Below are 23101 nucleotides of genomic sequence, written 5' to 3'. Positions count from 1 at the left end.
CCGATTTTACTGGGTAATAATTTTTTGCAGATCAATACCATACTTTTTCATGCGATTCCACACCGTCACCCGATTGATGCCAAGTATCCGGGCGGCCTGGCTCTGATTACCTCCGGTGGTTTTTAATGCGGCCACCAATGCCTCTTTTTCATTGTTTCTGGGGAGGGATATGTTTTTATGAGTTCTTTTTAAGGTCGCCTGCCGGGTGATTTTGCTCTTTTTTTGTATCTGCCGGGGAAGATGATCGGCATGAATGCTGTCCTTTTCTGTGATGACATAGGCATACTCCAGGGCGTTTTTCAGCTCCCGGATATTACCGGGCCACTCATAGGCCATGAACCGCTCCATGGCATGGGGGGTTAAACCAATGATGGTTTTTTCGCTTTGGCTGTTGAGTCTATGGATAAATGTGTTCACCAGAAGGGGAATCTCTTCTGTTCGATGGCGAAGGGGGGGAAGATGTATGGGGATGACATTGATGCGGAAAAAAAGATCTTCTCGGAACAGCCGCCGGGAGATCATGGCGTTGAGATCCTGGTTGGTGGCGGTAATGATGCGCACATCAACTGATGTTGGATTGACGTCCCCCACCGCTTCGAATTGACCGCTTTCCAGCACCCGTAACAGCTTGGTCTGTATGGACAGGGGGGCATCTCCGATTTCATCCAGAAAAAAACTGCCGCCGTGGGCCGCTTCAAATCTGCCCGTGCGACGGGTGTGGGCACCGGTGAAGGCGCCTTTAACATGCCCGAAGAGTTCACTTTCCAGCAACGATTCATTGAGGGCTGCGCAGTTAAGTTTGATAAAAGGCTGCTGTTTGCGGCTGCTGCACATGTGGATGGCATTGGCCACCAGTTCTTTTCCTGTGCCGCTTTCTCCCAGAATGATCACCGGGGCATTGCTTTCTGCCGCTTTTTCTATCAGGTCAAACACATTGCGCATGGCCCGGGAATTTCCCAGTATACCGTAAAATCCTTTTTCCAGGTGTACCTGGCGCTCCAGCTGGTGCACCTGGCGGTCCAGGCGGGTCAGTTCAGAAATATCAGTGAGGGTTTCCACCACTCCCATGGCAGTGCCGTGATCATCCCTTAAAATAGAGGCATTCTTTAAAATGGGTAAAAATGTGCCGTCTTTGCACAGGGCGTGGCATCGGCATCGCTTGATGTCGGTTTGGCCGGGTCTGAAGAGCCTGCATGAACTGGTGTCATCTGTTTTAATAAGGGTGCTCTCACAGGCGTCACACTCCAGTATCTTGCAGGATTGTCCAGTGATTTCTTTGGAGGTGTATCCTGTCATCTGCTCAAAGGCGCTGTTCACCATGAGGATGCTACAGTCCGGTGCCACCACCATTAAACCGTCGTTCATGGTATTGATAATCTTTTCCCAGTATTGATTAATCTCTTTTATGTTCATGGATCTCCTGTTGTTTGATCATGTGTTTAAACACCTGTTGATTAAAACAGGGAATTTAAACAGTCAACTAAAAAATAATTGAAACGTTGAAATAAAAATTATTTGTTAGATCAAATGGTTGAAAAATTAAAGATGCAATATAAAAATTACGGCATAACTGTTGCTGATATGATTACAGGTAGAGCTAAGTTCTGATGACACCGGCCTTTCATGGAAGTTGTTGCCACACAAGCCGGAGCCCGTGCCATGGCCCATTGGGAAGGGTATCCAAATACAAATACCCCTGGGCGGCACGTTTGACTATCCCCATTGAAACAGGAGAGAAGATGAACATTAACAGACGTGGTTTTTTTAAGGTGATGGGGGCTGCCGGTGCAACGGCAATGACCCCGGCAGCCGGGGCCCGTGCATGGGAATCGGCCGCACCGCCGGATGCCTTTGGGTGTCTGGTGGATCTCACCCGCTGCATTGGCTGCCGTAAGTGTGAAGAGGCCTGCAACCGAGTAAATGGATTACCGGCACCGGAGATTTCATTTGACGATCCAACGGTGCTGGACACCAGGCGCCGTCCCCATGAAAAATCTTACACCGTTGTCAACCGCTATTTTCCCGGTACACTGGACACCCATGATCAACTGGTGCCTACCTTTGTAAAACTTCAGTGCATGCATTGCCAGGATCCGGCCTGTGCCTCTGCCTGCATTGTGGGGGCCTTGACCAAAAAAGAAAACGGCAGTGTTTACTATGATGTGGGTAAGTGCATTGGCTGTCGCTACTGCATGGTGGCCTGTCCCTTTGAGATTCCTGCCTATGAATACCATGATCCCGTCACCCCCCGGGTGATGAAATGCACTTTTTGTTTTGAGAGAATTTCCAAGGAAAACGGCCTTCCCGGATGTGCACAGATCTGTCCGGTGGAGGCCATCACCTTTGGTCGTCGGGATACCGTCATGGCGCTTGCAAAACAACGTCTTAAAGACAATCCTGGCAAATATGTGAATCACATTTACGGTGAAAAGGAAGTTGGGGGAACCTCATGGATCTATATCTCTTCAGAGCCCTTTGAGGATCTGGGCTTTCCCTCCCTGCCGGACCGGCCCACCCCTAAATTAGCCGAAACCATCCAGCATGGATTGTTCAGTTATCTATGGTCCCCCATTCTTTTGTTTGGTGTGCTGGGAGGAATTATGCGCCGAAATGAAAAAAAGAATGTCCATGGAAAAGACAAGGAGGCCCGCCATGACGCATAATCCCCGACCGGTGAATAAAAAATTCTGGACCCCGGGTGTCTATGTGATGCTGGCCTTTATGGCGGCAGGGGCCGTGGCCGTTATTGCCCGCTTTACCGGGGGCATCGGCTATGTTTCCAACCTTTCCACGGCCCGTCCCTGGGGATTGTGGGTGGGGGTGGATGTGGCCACCGGCGTTGCCCTGGCAGCAGGTGGATTCACCACTGCGGCCCTGGCCCATATTTTCGGGCGCCATGCCTACGAGCCTGTGACCCGACCGGCCCTGTTGACAGCGGTGCTGGGATACACCTTTGTGGTGTTGGGGCTCATGGTGGACATTGGCCGTTCCTGGGCCATATGGAAGCCCATGTTTAACTGGAACCCCAACTCCGTGCTCTTTGAAGTGGCCATGTGCGTGATGTTTTATCTTAATGTGCTCTACATTGAATTTTTACCCATTGTGGCAGAACAGTTTAAAAACAGTGTAAGACTTCCGGGGACACTGGCATTATTGAATCGGCCCCTGGAGTTTCTATTGCAATTTGCGGACCGCCTCCTGGATAAGTTCATGTGGATCTTCATCATTGCAGGGGTGGTATTGTCGTGCATGCATCAATCCAGCCTTGGGTCACTTATGCTCATTGCCCCCACAAAGATTCATCCATTGTGGTACACCCCCATCCTGCCGTTGCTGTTTTTAACATCGGCGTTTTCCGTGGGATACCCCATGGTGGTTTTTGAGACCACCCTGGCCACCACTTCCATGGGCCTGGCCGATGAAATGGAAATTCTAACCCCCCTTATCCGCATCACCATTTTTACCCTGGGAACCTATATGGCCCTGAAACTGGGGGATATGATGGTCCGGGGCACCTGGGTATATCTGCTGGACGGGACCTATCAGACCAATGCCTTTTTAATAGAGATTATCCTTGGGGTCATTGTCCCCTGGTGCATGCTGCTTTCCCTTCGGGTGCGGCAGTCCCGTTCTCTCTTGTTCACGGCCTGTTCCCTGATTGTGGGGGGCGTTGCCTTGAATCGCATCAATGTGTTTATTGTGGCCTACTCACCGCCGGTGAGTCACTCTAATTATTTCCCGGCCCCCGGGGAATTTCTGGTTACAGCCGGACTCATTGCCACATTGATGTTCATCTATCGTTTTGTTGTTACTTTTCTGCCGGTGTTGTCCGGTTCCCGGGAGGTCTCTGTATGATTAGAAAAATAATGGTATGGGCCGGTGTTGTCATGCTTGGGGCCTGCCTTTGCAGTGCCGAGGTGTGGAAGGCCCCGGATCAGGAAAAGGCAAAGGAGCGGGCAAAGGAGCTGGTGCCCTTTGTGGATGCGGTCAAAGATGACTGCAAGGTCTTAAGAAGGGTATGCCTGCTGGATAAGGGTATTGACATCAAAGATGTTGAAACCACCTATTTTCATCTGGAAAGTCCAATAATAAAGGCCCGGGAAGATCATTACGGCCCGGTGCGGTTTGCCCACAAACGCCATGCGGCACTTATCGGTGACTGCACAGCCTGCCATCACTATCGTCCCAAAGATGAAAGCATGTCAGAAACCACCCGCTGTTCCGCCTGTCACCAGGAAGCCTTTAAAGCGGATAACCCCCAACGCCTGGGCCTGAAAGCTGCCTTTCACCAGCAGTGCATGGCCTGTCATAAACAAGAAGCCAAGGGTCCGGTGAACTGCACCGGGTGTCATTTGAAAAATGTGCCGGATCACAAGGAACTGGTAAAGCTTCCTGATGACGCAGATCCGTTCCAGGTGACGGCAGAGTGCCGGCGGTGCCATGATGCCCAGGCAGAGGACATGCTCACCACAGCCCACTGGCTCTGGAAAGGGCCATCGCCTTTTACGGTGAAGCATCGAAAGGACATCCAGCACGGCAAGGGCACCACGGCTCTGAACAACTACTGAATCAGCCCCATCAGCAACGAGGCTCGTTGCACAAGTTGTCATGCAGGTTATGGATGGAAAGATGCATCATTTGATTTTACAGATAAAACTAAAATGGACTGTCTGGTGTGCCACGACACCACCGGCACCTATAAAAAAGCCCCTCCGGGCGCAGGGATGCCTGCCAAGGATGTGGATTTAAAATTTGTGGCCCAGAACGTAGGCCACTCCAGCCGTGCCAGCTGCGGTTCCTGTCATTTTAACGGCGGGGGCGGGGATGCCATTAAGCATGCTGACCTTTCCCGGCAGCTGTTAACACCTGACAGAAACTGTGATGTTCACATGGGGGGATATGATTTCTCCTGTGCCGAGTGTCACAAGACCCGGAACCATAAAATCGCCGGAAGAAGTTCTTCTGTCCCGGCATCGGAAGGGGCCGTCTCCTGCCGGGACTGCCACTCTGATACCCCCCACTATTGCGGCAGCCTGCTGGATCATCATTTGAATAAACATTGTAAAACCATTGACTGCAACACCTGTCATTCACCGGTGTATGCCAAGTGCAAACCCACCAAAACCTGGTGGGACTGGTCCAAGGCCGGGGACAAAAAACGAAAACCCAAAAAAGACAAGTACGGTCAGCCCGACTATCATTGGAAAAAAGGTGAATTTAAATGGAAGGAATCCCCCAAGCCCACCTATGCCTGGTATGACGGTTACATGGAGCGGGTTCTCATGGGACAGAAAGTGGATATTCATGCCCCGGTGATTAATTTAACTGATCCTGTGGGTTCCATCAAAGATCCCTCATCCAAAATCACGCCGTTTAAGATCATGAAGGGGGTCCAGGCCGTTGATGCGGAAAATGATTATTTTTTAATTCCCCATCTGTTTCCCAGAAATAAAGAAGACAAGACTGCGTATTGGAAAAATCTTGATTGGGAAAAGGCCTTCACCGATGGCATGCAGGCCGTAAATCTCGATTACAGCGGCACCTTTAAATGGGTGGAAACCTGGATGTATTGGCGTCTGGAACACGAGGTGATGCCCGCAAACATGGCGTTGTCCTGTGTGCAGTGCCATGAAAGCCTTAAGGAAGAAAAAACCTGCAACCGCTGCCACCAGGACAATCGGGACGTGGACTTTAAAGCCATTGCCCAAAAAGGAACGGATTTCAGTTTTATGATGTCCAAGGGCAGGGATGTGAGTCATCTCAAAGATACCACGGATTACATTGACTTTAAGGCGCTGGGGTATGAAGGGGACCCCATTATCCATGGCGGTCGGTTCAAGAAGCTGCCCATGGGGTATGGAGACAAAATGCCCCGGGAATAAATTTAAATCATCAGCAGTAAATGACAATTTCCTGGAACTTTTCAGGGAATTGTCATTTTTTTTTTAGATGAAAATGAAAATATTTTTAAATTGGCTCTCTTCTCAATAGCTCATCTTTAATGGCCCGGCCCAGCTTTTCAATGGTATAGGGCTTTTTTATGTATGGACCGGCCCCCAGTTGCTGAAGGGTTTTTACCCGGTGGTTTTCCGCATAACCGGATACGATGAGCGCCTTTTGACCGGGATGTGTTTCAATTATTTTTTTATAGGTTTCAAGACCGTCCATACCGGGTGCCATGATCATATCCAGGATCAACAGATCCACGCAATGGCTTTCCAGGTATTTAACAGCTTTTTCTCCACTGGATACGGATACTGGGGTATAATTGAGCTTTTTCAGTATCATTGTGGCAATTTCCACCTGCTCCTTTACATCATCAATGATCAATATTCTTTCCCTGTTTCCCATGTGGGAGGCCAGAGATGGTATGTCTTCCTGCTTTGCTGAATGCTTTCTTGTGATGGGGAAAAACAGTTCAAAGGTGGTTCCACGGTTTAATTCACTCTTAATATTGATGTAGCCCCGGTGATCCTGGATGGTTCCCCAGACCACGGCCATGCCAAGCCCTGTGCCGCTGCGGCCCATGATTTTTTTTGTATAAAAGGGTTCGAATATTTTTTCCCGGTCATGTTCAGAAATGCCCATGCCGTGGTCTTTTACTTCTAATATGACATAATCACCTTCTTTAATCAGCTGGTATCCCTGGATGGGTTTGTCCACATATCGATTGTAGGTGGATACCTGAATACTGCCGCCGTCCGGTTGGGCTTCTGCAGCATTGGAAACTAAATTCATGACAGTTTTCTTTAAATGAAGTGGAGATCCTTGGATGTTAAACAGATCCTCCTGGAGCAGCACCTCCACGGTAATATTGCTGTGAAACAATATCAATCGCTGATGCTCCGGTGAAGTAAAATATTCTGATATAATGGCGTTTACGTTCACCACTTCATTGCAGATAACCCCCCTTCTGGTCAGGGTCAGAAGATCCTGGACAATGGCCGCTGCTTTTTGGCCGGAATTTTTGATGGTCATGATGGGACCATAACCGGGATCATCCGGGGAGAGATCCAGTAAAAGCAGGTCCGGGTAACTGACAATTCCCGAAAGAACATTGTTCAGATCATGGGCCACTCCTCCGGCAAGCAGACCCAATGTTTCCATTTTCTTTGAACGATCCAGACGCTTTTCAAGCTCACGCTTTTCCCTGTAGGCCCGCTGGCGCTCATCTATTTCCTCCTGTAAATGGCGGTTGCTCTTACTGAGCTCGGCGGTGCGCTCCCGGACCCTGGTTTCCAGGTTCTTGTTCAATAATTCAAGGGCTGCATTACTTTTTTTAAGCTTTAACGCATAGGTGTCTTTGGCGGTAATAGCCCTTGTCAATTTTTCTTTTTGCTCATAAAGCATCTGGGACATCTCGTTAAAGGCAGATGCCATCTGGCCAATTTCATCCCGGGAGGATATGGAAACTTGAGTACCAAGTTCCCCTGTTTGTAGTTGTCCCATGGCATCACGAAGCCGGGAGGTGGGCAGGATGACGCAATGACTTAAAAACATATTAAGACAGATGATAATCACAAGAAGAACAAAAAAAAGAATACCAAAGAAAAAAACAACCATTTGGGATTCTTTTTCAAAGGCATTTAAACTATATAAAATTCGTATGTACCCCACATGTACGCCAATGACTTCAATGGGTGAAAAAAAATTGGCGTAGTGGTTTTCCATGTATTTCAATCGGCTGAATTCCGCTGCGGATTCAATGGCATTGAGATCAATTGTGGCAAAGAGTTTCAGGATGTCAGCCCCGGGCCCTGTGGATGTCATCACTTGGCCCTTGGTATTATAAAGCAATATATGTGATATTTTTTCGATTTTCTTGAGTTCTTTGAGAGAAATCACCAACGCCTCTTTTTGATCGGCGTAAATCTCATTGGCAATTTGGTCTTCTTTTTGATTGAAAACAGCAGTTAAAAGCACATGAATATTTTTGAGGTGGGTGTGGCGACGTTCTTTTTCAAATGGATAAAGAAGGGCTGCAATACTCAATGAAATAAAAAAAACGGTTACCATTATGGCTGCACTGATCTTGATTCTGAGACTGCTGAGCTTCAATGAACTTCTCCGTTTTTTAGTTTGTTGGCCATGTTAATTTTTTATGGCAGACGCTGTTGCGTCCTTTTGCTTTGGCTTTTTTTTACTCAACTTTCGGTGTTCGCATTCAATCAGAGGCGTCTTTCAAGCTTTGTTTTGGGCAGAACCGGATCAGAATACGGTCCGCCCGTGGCGGTTATAGCATTTTATCCGCAGCGTTTATAAGTGCCCGGCTTTTTCTATTTTTATCTGGATTGAAACGGGACTGAAAAAGGGGGCATCCATTGCGAATTCCCATGATGATTACATCTTTAATGGGATCTCCATTTTTGTCAAAGGAAATGGTTCCAGTGATTCCTTTAAAATCCTGAACTTGTGAAAGGGCTTCTCTGATTTTTGAACCGTCGGTGGTCGTGCCAGCCTGGTTGACGGCATGGGCAAGAAGGTTTATGGCATCCACTGCAAGGACTTCTGCGGCCCAGACATCATTTTTATTTTGTCTCCGGGCAAGATATTCAAGGGAGCGGGGGGAACTATCCTGTCGGGACCAATGGGTGCAATAATATCCCTGCTTGAGTTCCGAGCCCCCTGCTTTAAAAAAATCATCAAACCCCCACCCGTCTCCACCCAGGGGAATGGCGGTGACTCCGGTCCTGGACATTTCTCGGATGATGATCCCGCTTTCCACAAAACCGGGGATAAATACCACATTGGGTTTTGATTTTTTGACCCGCTCAACCAGTTGCTGAAAATGATGCAGATCTGAATTGTTTTTATATTCCAGGCGACTTAATATGGAACCGCCTGATGATTCAAAATAACGTTTGAACTGTTCTGACAGAACAATCCCATAATTACTGTTTAGATTTACCAATAAAATCCCTGTCCGGGCCTTGAGGGTTTTTCTGGCAAAGCTGGCCATGGCTTTGCCCTGTATGATATCGGTGAAACAGACACGAAAAATATAATTCCCGGTGAGGGTGACATCCGGGTGGGTGGATATGTTGCTGATCATGGGAATGCCCTCCCGCTGTGCCACCTTTGCCACTGCCAGGGAATGGGAGCTCCAGTTACAACCGATGATGGCAACGGCCCCGAGGCGGACTGCTTTTTCTGCTGCCACACTGGAACCGATGGGGGTGCTTTGGTTATCGATTTCCATGAGTTGAATTTTTTTGCCCAGCAGGCCGCCTTGTTTGTTGAGGGTTTGGACAGCAGATCTTATTCCCTGGATAGATGGGGCATTGGAAGTGGCGGCACCACCACTCAATGAGAAGATGGCGGCAATTTTTATTGTTTTTTCATTGGTCAGGGCCGGGGGAGGGGCAATGAAAGTCAAATGGATCAGCACCCATGTCGGTATAAGTATTTTGAACAAAAAAGGAGCAAGGGGATTTTTAAGTGCCATGATAATTCTCCTGTTTTCCAGGAAGTCATTGTTTGTATAGTGTTTTTATATGAAATACTCCGCAAATAGGGGGGTATTTCAAGTTTTGTTGTGGGCAGAGCCGGATCAAAATACGGTCCGCCCGTGGCGGTTATATGAAACACTCCGCCAATCAGGGGCGTATTTCAAACTTCGTTGTGGGCAGAACCGGATCAGAATAAGGTCTACCCATGGCAGTTATATCTATGGTGTTATCGTTTTTAGATAGGCCGCTTTTCCCTGTTCATATTTCAGGATGACCATCTCCTTTCCAACGGGATCGCCGTTTATGTCAAAGGTGATGGTTCCGGATGCTCCCTGGAATTCCCGGGTTGTGGCAAGGGCATCTCTTATTTTCCGGTGCTTCAGGCTTTTTGCTCGCCCCACAGCATTCCCCAGAAGCATGAACGCATCATACCAGGGAACTGCACTGAAATTAATGACATCTGACCGGTATCTGTTTTGATATATTTTTTGTAAATGCCGGCTGGACGGGTTTTTCATGGCCGGGTGCCATACGGCTGTGCAATAACTTCCCTCAAGGGCATCTCCGGCGTAGCGGTGAATATCATCCCATGCATCGGCTCCCATAAAAATACTGTAAAGGCCCTGGCTGACGGTTTGTCTGAGAAAAAGTCCGCTGTCCCTGGAGTATCCGGGAATGAACACCACATCCGGGTGAAAGGGTTTTATCCGGGATATAATGTTTTGGAAATCCACAGCACCACCTTTGTATCCCTTTTTCAGGAGAATTTTCCCCCCCAGTTGTTGAAATTCTTTGGTAAAATATTCTGTCAGCGTCATGGAGTAGGTTTCATTAAGATTCTTTAAAACCACAGCAGTGCCAGCATTGAGAGATTCCCGGGCAAATTTTGCCACCATCTGTCCCTGGAATCGGTCATGGAAATTAATTCTGAAAATATAATTCCCCACACGGGTGATGTCAGGATTGGTGGAAATGGTAATCATGGGGATCTTTGCCTGTTGAAGAATAGGGGCCATGGCCAGGGAATGGGAACTCCAGTGGGCACCGATGACGGCAATGGCATGGTTTTTTATGGCTTGCCGGGCCGCCCGGGTGGAACCGATGGGAGTGCTTTGATTGTCCATTATCATGAGTCTCAACGGTTGTCCCAGTACCCCCCCCTGTTGGTTGATTTCATCCACTGCCAGTTCAATAAGGGGAATCATTGGTAGATTATGGGGGGCTGCAATGCCAGTGGTGGAAAGGATTGCAGCCACGGTGACCGGGGAAGATGTTGCCATGGCACATGGGGGTATTGTAAGTAAAATAACCCAGACCCATGGAAAAAGACGTTTCATATTCACCTCATTTTTTATGAACATGCCCCGGAGCGTGGTCCGCTCCAAGGGGGAAGCGCTGGGGGAATTTTGTCCTTTGTCTACAAATGTTCAGTGCAGGCCGGGTGTTGCTGTGAAAGCGTTTCGGCGATGAAAAAAATGTTGTTTTGGGGACGGTGATTTTTAAACAGGCTTTTAAAATCGTTCAATGAGTTTATTGATAATAAAATCACTTTCCCGCATGGCCTGGTTGCCAAAGTCCCCAAACCATTGGGTAACTTCTGAGAATCGTTCCATGAAAAGGGTTTTGTCATTGCTTTCCACCAGCTCAATTTGTTCGTTCATGGCAGCCACATATTGCTTTAAAAGTTTTCGGCGGGACGGGGTGGCAAAAATAATTTCTGAATAGAGGCTGCTGTCCTGGGCAAAGAGACGTCCCACCATGCCCAGCTCCAGACGATAAATGGGGCTTGAAAATTCCAGGGATCTGGCAAGGTTCACCTTTTTACGGCAGAGGAATTGTCCGAAACAGAATGTGGCAAAATGTCGCAGGGCCTGGACAATGTCCATGATATCATCGTGTTCCTCCGGTTCGGCATTGACCATGATGGCCCCCCACAGGGAAAGCTGTTCAACGAGCCATCTGCATTTTCCATTGTCCCGGCCGGGGGTGACGGCAATGATCTGTTTATCCAGTGTGGCACAGGAGGGACCAAATAAGGGATGAAGGCCAATGACAGGACCGGTGAAGTATTTGAGCATGGCATCCACAGGGGCGGTCTTGATACTGGTGAGATCCGCCAGAATGGTGGTGGGAGAGATGTGCGGAGCAATGCGTTGAATGGTTTCAAGGGTGACATGGATGGGCACAGACAACAGTACCAGATCTGCATCTTTGCACAGGCTGGCAACGTCGTTCCAGTTTTTTTCTGAAAGCGTTCTGACAATGTACCCCGATGCCCGGAACAGATCGGAAAAGAAACGGCCCATTTGACCTTCACCGCCCACAATAAGCACTGTGGCACCTGCCTTGATGCCCTGCTGTTTCATTTCCACGGTCTGCTCCATGCGGGAATTCCTTAAAATAACCCGGTACATTTCCTCCATGAAATCAGCATCAATGCCCGATGCTGTGGCTTGGCTGCGAAGTTTTGAAATCAGATCTTCTTCCCTTGCCGGATGGTAAACCGGTATGTTATGGGCCTTTTTCAGGGCAACCACATCCTGGACCTGTGTAAGCCTCTGGGAGATTAAATCCAGGATTTGTCGGTCAATGTGATCAATATTATCCCTTAATTTTTTTATCTCAATGTCAAATACTTTGTCCATGGTTGTTTTTGTCCTGTAAAAAGTCAATTTACTCATTTGTTTTTTGTTGATACGCTTGGGAAAGGTAAAAGCATTGCCTCCCTTGGGCCATGAAAGCATGTGGATGCTTGATGCTGTATGGTTAATAGCCAAATTTTGTTCAAAAGTCAAAATAACTGCCACGGACAGACCGTGTTTTGATCCGGTTTTGCCCACAACAAAGCTTACATACGCCCCTGGTTTTCTGGGTATTTCTTATGAAGGAATTTACAATTTTTTATGAAAAATGATAAAAAAATGTTTGTAACAGATCTTGACGGCACCCTTTTCACAGATGAAAAGATAATCCATGAGAAAGATCTGGCAGCCCTGACGGCCCTTGGCAGTAAGGGGGTGACAAGGGTGTTTGCCACGGGACGATCTTTGTATTCTTTTCAAAAAGCCATCCGGGAAATGGGATTTTCACCCACCTGTAATGATATGCCGGTGGATTATGTTATTTTCTCCACCGGAGCGGGCACCATGGAGTGCACCCATGGTGAAATCATTAAAAAAGAATCCCTTTCTGCAAAGGATGTCTCCGTAATTTCAGATTGTTTTGATTCCCTTGGTCTGGATTATATGATCCACCGTCCAGTACCTGATACCCGACATTTTGTTTATAAAAAGGGAAACTTTTCCAAAAATGATCACAGCGGGGGTAATGGAGAGACAAGCCTTGATGGTATCTGCAATCATGGCAATGCATATGGAAATTCAAATTCCCCGGCCCGGGGAAATTCCCTTTGTTGTCCCTTCCATGACGGGGAAACGGATAATCCTGATTTTTATTCAAGAATCTCCCTTTACCGGAATTTTTGTCGCCCCATGGAAAAAATAGAAAAGACAGATTTTGGTGAATCAACAGAGGTCCTGGCCATTGTACCCCCGGCCCGGGGGCATGACATGGCAGACAGGGTTTACAAAGCCCTTGGGGATTTCAGTGTTATCAAAGCCACATCCCCCCTTGACGGAAAATCCATATGGATCGAGGTCTTTAATCCCCTGGTTTCCAAGAGTCAAGTGGTGGCATGGCTTGCGGCAAAGCTGGGTGTGAATCGCAAGGATGTGGTGGCCGTTGGCAATGACTATAATGATCTGGACCTTTTGCAATGGTCGGGTCAAGGGTTTGTGGTGGCCAATGCCCCCACAGAGGTTAAACAAGGGTTTAAGGTTGTTGCCTCCAATAATGAATGCGGTGTATCCCGGGTTGTTTTAAATCACATGGGGTGTTCACTTCAGCTCGCCTGATATGGGCCGGTTCTTACGTTGGTTGTTTGTGCCAAAGTAGCGGCCTGACTCTATTTTAATCTGCCTTGGTCCTTCCCATACATGGAACCACTATGCATGGAAAGGACCGCCTTGAATGCCAATAAAAAGTTTGTGCATCCCGGTTATTCTTATCCGGCAATATCCTTATGCCTTGACAAATCAGACCACGGTCCATTACCTTTGGCCCCATGGAAATTTTAAACACCATCATACCCATTTTTACGGTGATTGTTTTGGGCTGTTTTGCCCGGCAAAGGGGATTTGTGCCACCGGAATTCCTGGCACCGGCCAATCGACTGGTGTTTTATATTGCCATTCCGGCCATGGTATTTGGTGCCATTGCCGGGAGTTCTTTAAAAACGCAGTTTGATCCCCAGGTGCTGGGCTTAACGTTGACAGCCATTATTGTTTCGTTTGGGGTAACCTGTGCCATTGGAAAATTCATTCATCTGCCTCCCCGTCGATCCGGTACCTTTGTTCAAAGTGCCTTCCATGGCAATCTGGGGTATATCGGCCTGGCCGTGGCCTATTATTTTCTGGGTGAAGAGGGGTTTGCAAGCGCCGGTATTTTGACGGGCTTTGTCATGATTTTGCAAAATTTCCTGTCAGTATTTGTGCTTCAATTTTACGCGGATGCAACGCCTTCCTTTCATAATCCTGGCAGGATTATCACCAAAATAATGGGTAATCCCGTTATTTTGTCTGCCATTGCCGGGATTCTTTTTGCGCTCACCGGTGCGGCATTGCCGCTTATTGTGGTGCGTACCCTGGATATCATCAGCGGTATGTCCCTGCCGCTGGCCCTGCTTTTGATTGGGGCCACATTGAGTTTTGACTTGATAAAAGCACGATTTTATCAACTGCTGCTGGCCGGTTTTATTAAACTCATGGTGCTGCCGGGGCTTGGTTTTTTGTTGTATTCCCTTTGGGATATCCCCTCTTCGGTCTATGTTCCCGGTCTTATTTTGCTGGCCTCTCCCTGTGCCACCATCAGTTATGTCATGGCCCGGGAGATGAATGGTGACCCTGAATTTGCTGTGGCGGCGATTTCTTCCAGTACTCTTTTGTCTGCAATGACGTTTGCTTTCTGGCTTCATTTGACACGTTGAGTAAACCGGTTTTTTTAAATTAAAATCTCAATGTGAATCACTGGAAAGACTGCCACGGTGATTCACATTGAGATCAACGTGCCTTGAACCGGGAAATTAGTTCTGCTTGTAAATAATGCTTCCCACATGCTCTCCGGCAAGGGCTTTGGATATATTGCCCGGAACCATGCCGTTGATGATTTGAACCTCCTCAAGCACTTCACTGTTCTGGATGATTTCCAGGCAGGGCCTTTCAATGACCAGATCATCCTGGTTTCTGTCCATGAGATCTTTTGCACTGATCTTAGGGATGAACTCAGCATTTGGATTTTTTTTGGGATCCTCGGTGTAAAGACCGTTTTCGTCTTTTACGAACAACACCCTGCGGGAACCGATGAGATCCGCCAGAATGATCAATCCCACATCGGTGCGATGGATGGGAATCCTTCCCTTTTCCGGTTTTATGGCAAAGTAATCATAGGGAGGCATGCCCGCCATGACCGGGATAATTCCTTCTGCAAAATAGGTGGGAAGCTTTACGATGTCGCTGTGGGATACCTTTATGCCCCCCCAGGGGGAGAGCAGGGTGGCCACCATAAGGGCGTTTTGATCGGAAATCATGCTGCCGAATTTGGCAATGATACCTGTGGGCATTCCCATTTCAAGCCCAATGGTATAAATGTGACGACTTCGAGTGCCGCCACCGGTGGTGATGAGCATTTTGTGATCTTCTCTGTTGGCCACGATTTCCTTTAAAATGGCAGGAAGGGCCTTAACACCCCGGTCACAGATGGATTGCCCTCCGATTTTCATGATGGCAATATCCGGGTACAACCGTTTCTGGGGGGCAATTTCCAGTTGCTCCAGGAACTCTTTGCTCACAAGACTTTCGCCCATTAATTTGCTTTTTACATGGAGTCTTTTTCCGTCTTTATCTCGAATTAAAGCCATAATATTTTCCTTTAAGTTGAAGGTGTTCCCATTGAACTCATTCCATGTGGCATGGGAAATGACACTATCGGAAGATCTTTATTTTTTATCTTTTTTGGTTCCCTTTTGCAGACAGATCAGTTCGGCATCTGTTGCCTTGGCAATGTGTTCCAGTTCGCTTAATCGGAGATGGTCTGAATAAACCTTGAGATTGGAATCTGACACAGCAACAACCCTGAATCGTGGTTTTTTTGCTCCGTCGCTTACATTTCTTCTTTCTCTGTAAAATATTTTTCCGGCCATGGTGTTTCTCCTTTGCTTTTTTTGGACGATGATTTTAGTTTGCGATACGTTTTGGGTGTCGGTTCTGGATGGTTGAGGAACGTATATGTTGACAACAAAGAAAGTATAGCCACTATCTGATGATATGGCAAGCCCGGGAATTTCTTTCTATTTTTATGGGTAAATAGATTGCCGTATGCTATGATAATTTTTGTGTATTCTGGATGCCGGGGCCACATGATGGTGTGACAAAAAAAGAGTTGTTTTATATGAAAAGATAGCCTCCAAGGCAACCTCAGCAGAGCCGCCCCCCCGATGGGCAATAGGAACCGGACAATTGAGCTGTCTACAGTTCCGGTCCGGGCCCATTGCCCGTCGGGGGGGGCGGCGGTATAATACCATTTGGCTCCGCGTCTACGACCCTATATTTGTTGTGTCCCACAGGACATGCCCGTTTATATGAAACTCCACCCAAAGCATTGCAATGATTAGAGTTTCAAATTTCGTTGTGGGCAGGTCAAATCCCAATATGATCTGCCCATGGCAGTTATATGAAATGCTCCGAAAACAGGGGTGTATTTCAAGCTTTGTTGGGGGCAGAACCGGGGCAGAATCCGGTCTGTCCGTGGCAGTTAATGAAAAAAGGAAGCAATGATCATGATATTTGATGATGCGAAAATCGGCCGGGTAAAGGGATTTCTGGACAGTGAGGAGGCCGTCACGCTTTATGAAACCGCCCTGGAGGCGGGTAAGAAAGGCCCCTGCCTGGAGGTGGGCAGCTATTGTGGCAAATCTGCTGTTTACCTTGGGACGGCTTGTAAAGAAAATGACACCGTATTGTTTTCCATAGATCACCACAGGGGATCTGAAGAGCAGCAGAAAGGAGAGCAATATTTCGATCCGGAGCTCTACGATGACCGGGAACAATGTGTGGATACCTTCAGGTTTTTTAGAAAGACCCTGACAAATTTTGAACTTACAGATGTGGTGGTTCCCATTGTGTGTAAATCCAGCCTGGCGGCAAAGACATGGTCAACCCCCTTAAGTCTTGTTTTCATTGACGGAGGGCATTCCTTTGAGGCCGCCTTTAATGACTATAATTGTTGGGCCCGGCACATCCGCCCCGGGGGATATCTGGTGATCCATGACATTTTCCCCAACCCGGAAGAGGGAGGGCAGGCCCCCTATCAGGTATATCAATACGCCCTGGCTTCGGGGCTTTTTAAACCCATGGGCATGACCAAGACATTGGGGGTATTAAAAAAGTTGGCCTGTGATGAAATGCCCGTTTCTATTGAAGAGACTTGTCTTCATAATTCACCCCGTGATTTTCTGTGAATATATTGAGTATATCCTCCAGGATCATGTAAAAAGAGGGCACCAGGGCCAATGTGATCAGGGTGGCAAACACAATGCCAAAGCCCAGTGATATGGCCATGGGGATCATGTACCGGGCCTGGCGGGAGGTTTCAAAAATCATGGGGGCAAGCCCTCCGAATGTGGTCAGGGTGGTGAGCATGATGGGGCGGAATCGCTGCTGCCCTGCCATGGCAATGGCCCTTTGGGCTGAAAAACCTTCCCGTCGTTTTCTATTGGCAAAATCCACCATGACAAGGGAGTCGTTCACCACCACACCGGACAGGGCCACAAGACCAAACAGACTCATGAGGGACAGAGAGTATCCCAGAATCATATGGCCCAGAACCGCCCCCACAATGCCAAAGGGGATACAGGCCATGATCACCATGGGCTGAAAATAACTTTTAAAGGGGATGGCCAAAAGGGCATATATGCCAAAAAGGGCTATTAAGAGTCCCCGGATCAGACTCTGGGTACTTTCCTGCATATTGGCCTGGCGGCCTTCAAAATTCGCGGTGAGGCCGGGAAATTCTTGCTGTAGTGCCGGTAAAATTTCAGATTTCACCACCAGGAGTATCCGGCTGGTCTCCATGCGGGGGACCACATTGGCTGTGATGGTGGATACCCGGCGGCCGGCCCTTCTTCTAATGGCGGTGTAGGCCCGTCCCCGTTCCATGTTCACCACTTCCCGGAGCAGGGCTTCTTGCCCATTCGGGGTGTGGATAATCATGGTTTCCAATTGGTTCTCTGTGGTGCGTTCCTCCCGTGGAAGACGCACCTTTACCGTTACTTCGTTTCTACCCCGCTGGAGCTTCAACGCCGTGGCACCATAAAAGGCGTGGCGCACCTGGAGGGCCACATTTCTGGCTTTTAAGCCCAGGGAAAGTCCCTGGGGAAGCATTTTAAAATCAAATTGCTGCTTTCCCCGGGCTGAACCGTCATCAATGTCTTTGGTGGAGGGGAAACCGGCAAGTTCCCCGGCCAGTTTGACACTGGCGGCATCAAGGATGTCAATGTCCCGGTGGCTCAACTCTATGGTGAGGGATGCGCCGGAGCCGGGCCCACCCCGGTCGGACTGGAACACCATGGATTCAAGACCGGCAATGGGACCGGTGGCCTTTCGCCACAACTGTGTCACCGTTGCCGTTGAAAGGGGACGAACATCCGGCGGGGTGAGCAGAATGCGGGCCGTGATGATATTATCCTTTACCTGGGCATATCGTCCCCGGCACAGGGCTGCTCCCCCATTATTGTTCACCACCTGCAGGGCGGAATCGGAAATAATTTTAAGAATAGATGCGGCTTTTTCATCGGAGGACCCATAGGGCAGGGTCACCGTGACAAAGGCATAATCAGATTCCACCCGGGGCATGAGTGTGGTGGTGATTCTACCACTTTTCACATACCCCAGTACAATGATCAATATGGCAATACCGATGCTTATGGTGATGTAACGGTTGTTGAGCATGGATTCCAGGATGGGGGCATAAATACGCTCCACAAATCGAATAAGAGCCCGGCTTATCTTTTGTTGTTTTTCCATGATCCAGGTCATGATTCTACCGGGTTTTCTTCCCCGGTGGGAAAGATGGGCCGGCAGGATAAAGAGGCTTTCCACAAGGGATATGATAAATACAACAATCACCACCAGGGGAATCACTTTAAAAAATTTACCCATGACACCGGAAACAAACATGATGGGAAGAAAGGCCACCACATTGGTCAAAATGCTGAACACCACAGGAAGGGCCACCTCCCTTGCTCCGTCAATGGACGCCTCCAGAAAGGGTTTTCCCTGTTCACGATGCTGGTAGATGTTTTCTCCCACCACAATGGCATCATCCACCACAATGCCCAGGGTCACAATAAAGGCAAACATGGAGATGAGGTTGATGGAAAAGTCGGTGAGGGGCAAAAATACAAAGGCCCCCAAAAGGGAAATGGGTATACCCAGGGCCACCCAGAAGGCCAGCCGGATTTCCAGGAAAAAAGCCAGGAACAAAAATACCAGGGAAAGTCCGATGTAACCGTTTTTGATGAGCAGGTCCGCCCGCTGCTGGAACACCTGGGAACGATCACTGACCATGGTGATATCAATGCCCCGGGGCAAGCTTTTCTTAAAAAGTGTTACCTGGGTTTTCACTGCCTCTGCCAGCTGGATGGGTTTTTGATCTCCCACACGGTACACTTCCACCATGATGGCTGGTTTTCCGTTGAAGGTGGCATAGGTATTGCTTTCTTCAAATCCTTCACTGATAATGGCAATGTCTTCCAGAAAAATGCGAGCGCCTTCTCTTGTGGTTATGATGGGTAAGCGGGCATATTCCCGGGCAAGTTCCCGGCGCTCTTTCATGCGCACCATGATTTCTCCTCCCCGGGTGCGGATGCTGCCACCGGGCAGTTCCACCACAGCATTGCGGATGGCATCGGCAATATCTCCCAGGGTCAGGCCGTATTGTCTGAGGTTCTCCTGGGGGACTTCCACATGGATTTCATGATCCCTTGTGCCCCTTAGCTCCACCTGGGTGATGGTGGCATCCTGGAGAAGAATATCCCTGAAAGATTCGGCAAATTCAGTGAGGGTGGCCAGGGACTGGTCCCCATAAATGGCATGGGAAATAACATGCCGTTTTCTGGAAAACACCGAGGTCATGGGTCTTTCTGCTTCATCGGGAAAGGAGGTAACGGCATTGACCTGGGTTTCCACCTCCCGGGCAAAGGTCTGGACATCCATCTCCTCGCGCACCTCAATGGTAACACTGCCGTGGCCTTCGGATGCTGTGGCGTGCATTTCATCAATGCCGTCCAGTCCCTGGACGGCCTCTTCAATGGCAAGGATGATTCCCCGCTCCACCTCTTCAGGACTGGCACCGGGGTAGGCCACAGATACAGTGACTGATCCCATGTCAAAGTCGGGAAACACCTCCTGTTTGATGGTGGATCCCATGACAAGGCCCCCCACCAGAAGGACAATCATTAAAAGGTTGGCAGCCACTGAATTCCCCGCCATCCAGGGGATGGGGCCGTTCAACAAAGGGGTGCGGGGGATACTTGTCATTTTTTACCCTCCTTGCCGGGGGACGCTGCATTGTTTTTAAGGGAGGGTGGGGTTGATTTTTTCTGGGCCCCGGCAGGGGGCTTTTTCCGGGATCCCAGGGTCATACCGGTGACAGGGGAGGCAATGTCTGAAATGATAATTTCATCATTTACACCCAGCCCGCCATTGATGAACACCGCATGGGTATCCTTCCAGAGGATATTAACGGGTTTGATGATAAGTTGGCCGTTGTCAAGGCACCACACCCGGTCCCCATCCCTGACAACGCTTCGGGGCAGTGAAATGATCCGGGAAATCAGTTTTCCCTGGATGTGGATCTGGACATAGCTGTTTAAAAGAAGAGATGATTTTTTTTTGTTTTGAAGTCCCAGGGGGTCTTTAATTCGGATGAGCAAGGTGGCAAGGCGGGTATCCTGGCCAAGTTCCCCCAGCAGTCGGATGACCTGTCCCGGATGGGGGGTACCGTCCTGGGTGGTGACGGTGGCTTTGCTGCCCTGGGTGTCATTTTTTTGAGGGATGGTTACCCATTTGAGCTGATCCGTGGGAAGGGTGGCTTTGGCCCAATAATCATCAATGCCGGAAAGGGAAGCAAGGGTATCCTGGGTGGACACCTGGGACCCGGGTTCCACGTTCACCGACATCACCATGCAGTTAAAGGGCGCCCTGATAACGGTACGTTCCAATGCCAGCTTCACCCGGGCAAGATCTGTCTGGGCCCCGGCGATGTCCGCTTTTATCTGTGCCAGCTGGGGTTCCCTCAGGGCGAGATCAGAATTGGAAATCTCTCTTTTTGAGTTTTTTTGAAGAATTTTAAGTTCTTCCCGGGCCACGGTCTGTTTTCCCATTTCCAGGCGAAGTGCAGCCTTAAGCTTTGCCAGAACGGCATTTTGTTTTTCCACATTAAGAACATAATCTTCCTGTTCCAGGCGGATCATCACTTCCCCTTTTTTGAAAATACCTCCGGGAATCAATTCTTTGGATTTGCTTTGCACAAATCCACCCACCCGGGATTTCAGGGTGATGCTCCGGGAGGGAATGACGGTTCCCATGGCAGACAGGGTGACAACATGGTTGCCCCGGGTAACGCCCATGGTTTCCACCAAAGGCGGGGGAATCTGCGGGCGGCCCCGGCGGGCAACGGGTTTGGTGGCGTAAAGGTAATTGGCTGCGGCAATACTTGCAGCAATAACGATGAAGGGAATGATAAATCGAATTATCTTGATCAGGGCATGGGGCCGGGGTGTTGTTTCTGAAGTCATGGTGTTTCCATATTCCGGGTCCAGGTGCCTCCCAGGGCCCGGTAAAGGGCGATACGGTTTTTGATGAGAGCCGCCTTTTGTTCAATGAGCCTGCTTTCCAGTTTTTGAACATTAACCTGTTCCGTTAAAAATGGAATAAAGGGGTCCAGGCCTTTGATATATCTACGTTCTGCCTCTTCTTTTGCCTGGCGGGCACTGACAAGTTCTGCCAGGAGAAGATCCACATAGCGGCGTTGATGGTGTTCTGCGGCCAGGCTGTTTTCCACCTCCACAATGGCTGTGGTCACGGTTTGTTCATACAAGGCCAGCCGTTCTTTTACAATGGCTGCGGCCTGTGCCACAGCAGCGTCTTTTTTTCCGCCGTCAAACAGTGTGGCCCCCAGTGTGGCACCCAGGGAGAGTACCCAGTTTTGCAGTAAAAGATCCAGGGTTCTATCCTGGAATAGAAAATTGCCTGTTAAAGAAAGATCGGGCAGGCGTTTGGTCCGGGCATGGGTGGTATTCCAGTCCGCCGCCGTCAGTCGGGAATCTGCAGCCCGTACATCCGGGCGCAGGGCCAGAAGGTTGGCAGGTACCCCTTTGACGGGGAGGGCGGGCAGTTGTTCCGGCAGGTCTGCCTGGACGGCGGGGCATTGATCCGGTGTTTTACCAAGCAGCAGTGCCAGGGCATTGGAAAGGGCTGTGAGCTGGTTTTCAATGGGGGGAACGGTTGCCTGGGCTCTGGCCACCACCTCCCGCTGCTGGAGAATATCCAGGGCTGTGGACATGGAATTTTCAAACCGCAGTTCCAGAAGGTCAAGCACTGTGGTGTTCAAGGAGAGCTGTTGCTTTGCAAGGGAAAGTTGTTTTCGGGTGGCAATGAGTTCCACCCAGGTGTCTGCCACCTGGGCTGCCACGGACATGGCTGCGGTTTCAAGGTCGTATCTGGAGGCATGGGTTTCAAATTTTGATGCAGCAATGTCGGCTTTGATTTTGCCCCAGAGATCCACTTCATAGGATGCCCACGGTCCCGTGGAAAATCTGTTATAAGAACCGGCATCTTTTTCGGTCTGGGTGCGGGTGTAACTTCCGTTTAGAGTGATGCTGGGAAACAGAGCTGATTTTCCGGCTGCCGTGGCGGCACGGGCCTTCTCAAGCCTTGCCCAGGCCTGCCTGATGGAAAAGTTGTCTGTCAGGGCAGTTTCAATGAGGCGGTTGAGTTCGGTGGTGTTAAATTGTTCCCACCATTTAAGGTTCCGGGGTGATGTGTTTAAATGGGGGGCGGTGCTGTTCCCGGGCAGGATCTGGTTTTCCAGGTGCCGGGGGGGCGGGGTGAATGGCTGACATCCCTGGAAAAGTAAGATGGTTGTGATACATATCAACAGGTTTTTAATGAGTCGGATTGGCATTGCTGTTTGTTTTTCCAGTTTCTATATTTGTTCTGTCCCACAGGACATGCCCGTTATATGAAGACAATTATTCTGTATTGCTTTTTATCAGAGCAATTTGAATAAAGCAACGAACATGCCATTTCCTGGGATTTTATACTTTGACAAATACAGCAATCATAAAACAGCCCCCTTGGGACATACCCTTGTATGGGGCGTTTGCCAGAGAGCCGTGTTTTGAAAAATGATACTTGATAAATATCCGGGAACATAATATTTCTATCTCAACCAGAGAGTGATCCTCCCATGGACCTGCCGTTACCCGTGCGGACCAACGGGTCAGATCTGGGGGCCCATGGGGTGATTACTTCCTC

Annotated in this window: 16 protein-coding genes; 6 read left to right on the top strand and 10 right to left on the bottom strand. The window is 49.0% G+C overall.

Going from position 1 to position 23101, the window contains the following annotated elements; genetic code table 11:
* Window positions 1–6: 6 nt before the first annotated feature.
* A complete protein-coding gene (locus B9A32_RS14860; protein ID WP_084070238.1) occupies window positions 7–1413 on the bottom strand; it encodes a sigma-54 interaction domain-containing protein in 1407 nt (468 codons plus the stop codon).
* Window positions 1414–1739: 326 nt separating this feature from the next.
* Between B9A32_RS14860 and hybA the strand changes: the two genes are divergently transcribed.
* From hybA to B9A32_RS22385, 3 genes are read left to right on the top strand one after another with little or no spacing between them, the layout of a single operon-like run.
* Window positions 1740–2663, top strand: a complete 924-nt coding sequence (gene hybA / locus B9A32_RS14855) for a hydrogenase 2 operon protein HybA (protein ID WP_084070237.1) — start codon at window positions 1740–1742, stop codon at window positions 2661–2663.
* Window positions 2653–3855, top strand: coding sequence for an NrfD/PsrC family molybdoenzyme membrane anchor subunit (gene nrfD / locus B9A32_RS14850; RefSeq protein WP_084070236.1), 1203 nt, complete (start codon window positions 2653–2655; stop codon window positions 3853–3855). Before hybA ends, nrfD begins: the two co-directional genes overlap by 11 nt.
* A gap of 11 nt (window positions 3856–3866) precedes the next feature.
* The gene (locus tag B9A32_RS22385; RefSeq protein WP_408607041.1) at window positions 3867–5882 is read left to right on the top strand and encodes a tetrathionate reductase family octaheme c-type cytochrome; all 2016 of its coding nucleotides are present in this window, start codon (window positions 3867–3869) and stop codon (window positions 5880–5882) included.
* 85 nt (window positions 5883–5967) lie between these two features.
* Here the strand turns inward: B9A32_RS22385 and B9A32_RS14840 are convergent, their stop codons facing one another.
* The 4 genes from B9A32_RS14840 to tyrA all read right to left on the bottom strand — a co-directional run bounded on the left by B9A32_RS14840 (window position 5968) and on the right by tyrA (window position 12226).
* The gene (locus tag B9A32_RS14840) at window positions 5968–8058 is read right to left on the bottom strand and encodes an ATP-binding protein (RefSeq protein ID WP_084070235.1); all 2091 of its coding nucleotides are present in this window, start codon (window positions 8056–8058) and stop codon (window positions 5968–5970) included.
* A 175-nt stretch (window positions 8059–8233) separates the two neighbouring features.
* Window positions 8234–9445 carry an ABC transporter substrate-binding protein gene (locus B9A32_RS14835; protein WP_084070234.1) on the bottom strand — a complete coding sequence of 404 codons (1212 nt, stop codon included), beginning with the start codon at window positions 9443–9445 and terminating at the stop codon, window positions 8234–8236.
* Window positions 9446–9667: 222 nt separating this feature from the next.
* The gene (locus tag B9A32_RS14830) at window positions 9668–10786 is read right to left on the bottom strand and encodes an ABC transporter substrate-binding protein (RefSeq protein WP_170923851.1); all 1119 of its coding nucleotides are present in this window, start codon (window positions 10784–10786) and stop codon (window positions 9668–9670) included.
* Between the two features lie 174 nt (window positions 10787–10960).
* Complete coding sequence (gene tyrA / locus B9A32_RS14825; protein ID WP_232367178.1) at window positions 10961–12226, bottom strand: bifunctional chorismate mutase/prephenate dehydrogenase; 1266 nt, start codon at window positions 12224–12226, stop codon at window positions 10961–10963.
* Window positions 12227–12370: 144 nt separating this feature from the next.
* Between tyrA and B9A32_RS14820 the strand changes: the two genes are divergently transcribed.
* Together B9A32_RS14820 and B9A32_RS14815 are read left to right on the top strand one after the other, a co-directional pair.
* On the top strand, window positions 12371–13363 hold the full coding sequence (locus tag B9A32_RS14820; RefSeq protein WP_212637958.1) for an HAD family hydrolase: 993 nt from the start codon (window positions 12371–12373) through the stop codon (window positions 13361–13363).
* Window positions 13364–13572: 209 nt separating this feature from the next.
* The gene (locus tag B9A32_RS14815) at window positions 13573–14493 is read left to right on the top strand and encodes an AEC family transporter (RefSeq protein ID WP_084070231.1); all 921 of its coding nucleotides are present in this window, start codon (window positions 13573–13575) and stop codon (window positions 14491–14493) included.
* A gap of 96 nt (window positions 14494–14589) precedes the next feature.
* On the opposite strand, the gene B9A32_RS14810 is transcribed toward B9A32_RS14815, so the two are convergent.
* Complete coding sequence (locus tag B9A32_RS14810) at window positions 14590–15423, bottom strand: amino acid kinase family protein (protein ID WP_084070230.1); 834 nt, start codon at window positions 15421–15423, stop codon at window positions 14590–14592.
* Between the two features lie 78 nt (window positions 15424–15501).
* Complete coding sequence (locus B9A32_RS14805) at window positions 15502–15705, bottom strand: hypothetical protein (protein ID WP_084070229.1); 204 nt, start codon at window positions 15703–15705, stop codon at window positions 15502–15504.
* A 630-nt stretch (window positions 15706–16335) separates the two neighbouring features.
* Between B9A32_RS14805 and B9A32_RS14800 the strand changes: the two genes are divergently transcribed.
* Window positions 16336–17022 (top strand): class I SAM-dependent methyltransferase, encoded by a 687-nt coding sequence (locus tag B9A32_RS14800; protein WP_139795845.1) that lies wholly within the window; start codon window positions 16336–16338, stop codon window positions 17020–17022.
* Here B9A32_RS14800 and B9A32_RS14795 read toward each other — a convergent pair.
* The 3 genes from B9A32_RS14795 to B9A32_RS14785 are packed head-to-tail and all read right to left on the bottom strand — an operon-like array spanning window position 16976 to window position 22748.
* Entirely contained in the window at window positions 16976–20101 is a 3126-nt protein-coding gene (locus B9A32_RS14795; protein ID WP_084070228.1) for an efflux RND transporter permease subunit, read from the bottom strand. The genes B9A32_RS14800 and B9A32_RS14795 overlap by 47 nt on opposite strands.
* The gene (locus B9A32_RS14790; protein ID WP_084070227.1) at window positions 20098–21360 is read right to left on the bottom strand and encodes an efflux RND transporter periplasmic adaptor subunit; all 1263 of its coding nucleotides are present in this window, start codon (window positions 21358–21360) and stop codon (window positions 20098–20100) included. The genes B9A32_RS14795 and B9A32_RS14790 overlap by 4 nt, the downstream gene beginning before the upstream one ends.
* Window positions 21357–22748, bottom strand: a complete 1392-nt coding sequence (locus tag B9A32_RS14785) for an efflux transporter outer membrane subunit (protein ID WP_084070226.1) — start codon at window positions 22746–22748, stop codon at window positions 21357–21359. The genes B9A32_RS14790 and B9A32_RS14785 overlap by 4 nt, the downstream gene beginning before the upstream one ends.
* Window positions 22749–23101: the final 353 nt, after the last annotated feature.

Source organism: Desulfocicer vacuolatum DSM 3385 (genome assembly GCF_900176365.1).
GTDB lineage: Bacteria > Desulfobacterota > Desulfobacteria > Desulfobacterales > Desulfobacteraceae > Desulfocicer > Desulfocicer vacuolatum.
This window is presented reverse-complemented; position numbering and strand designations above follow the sequence as displayed.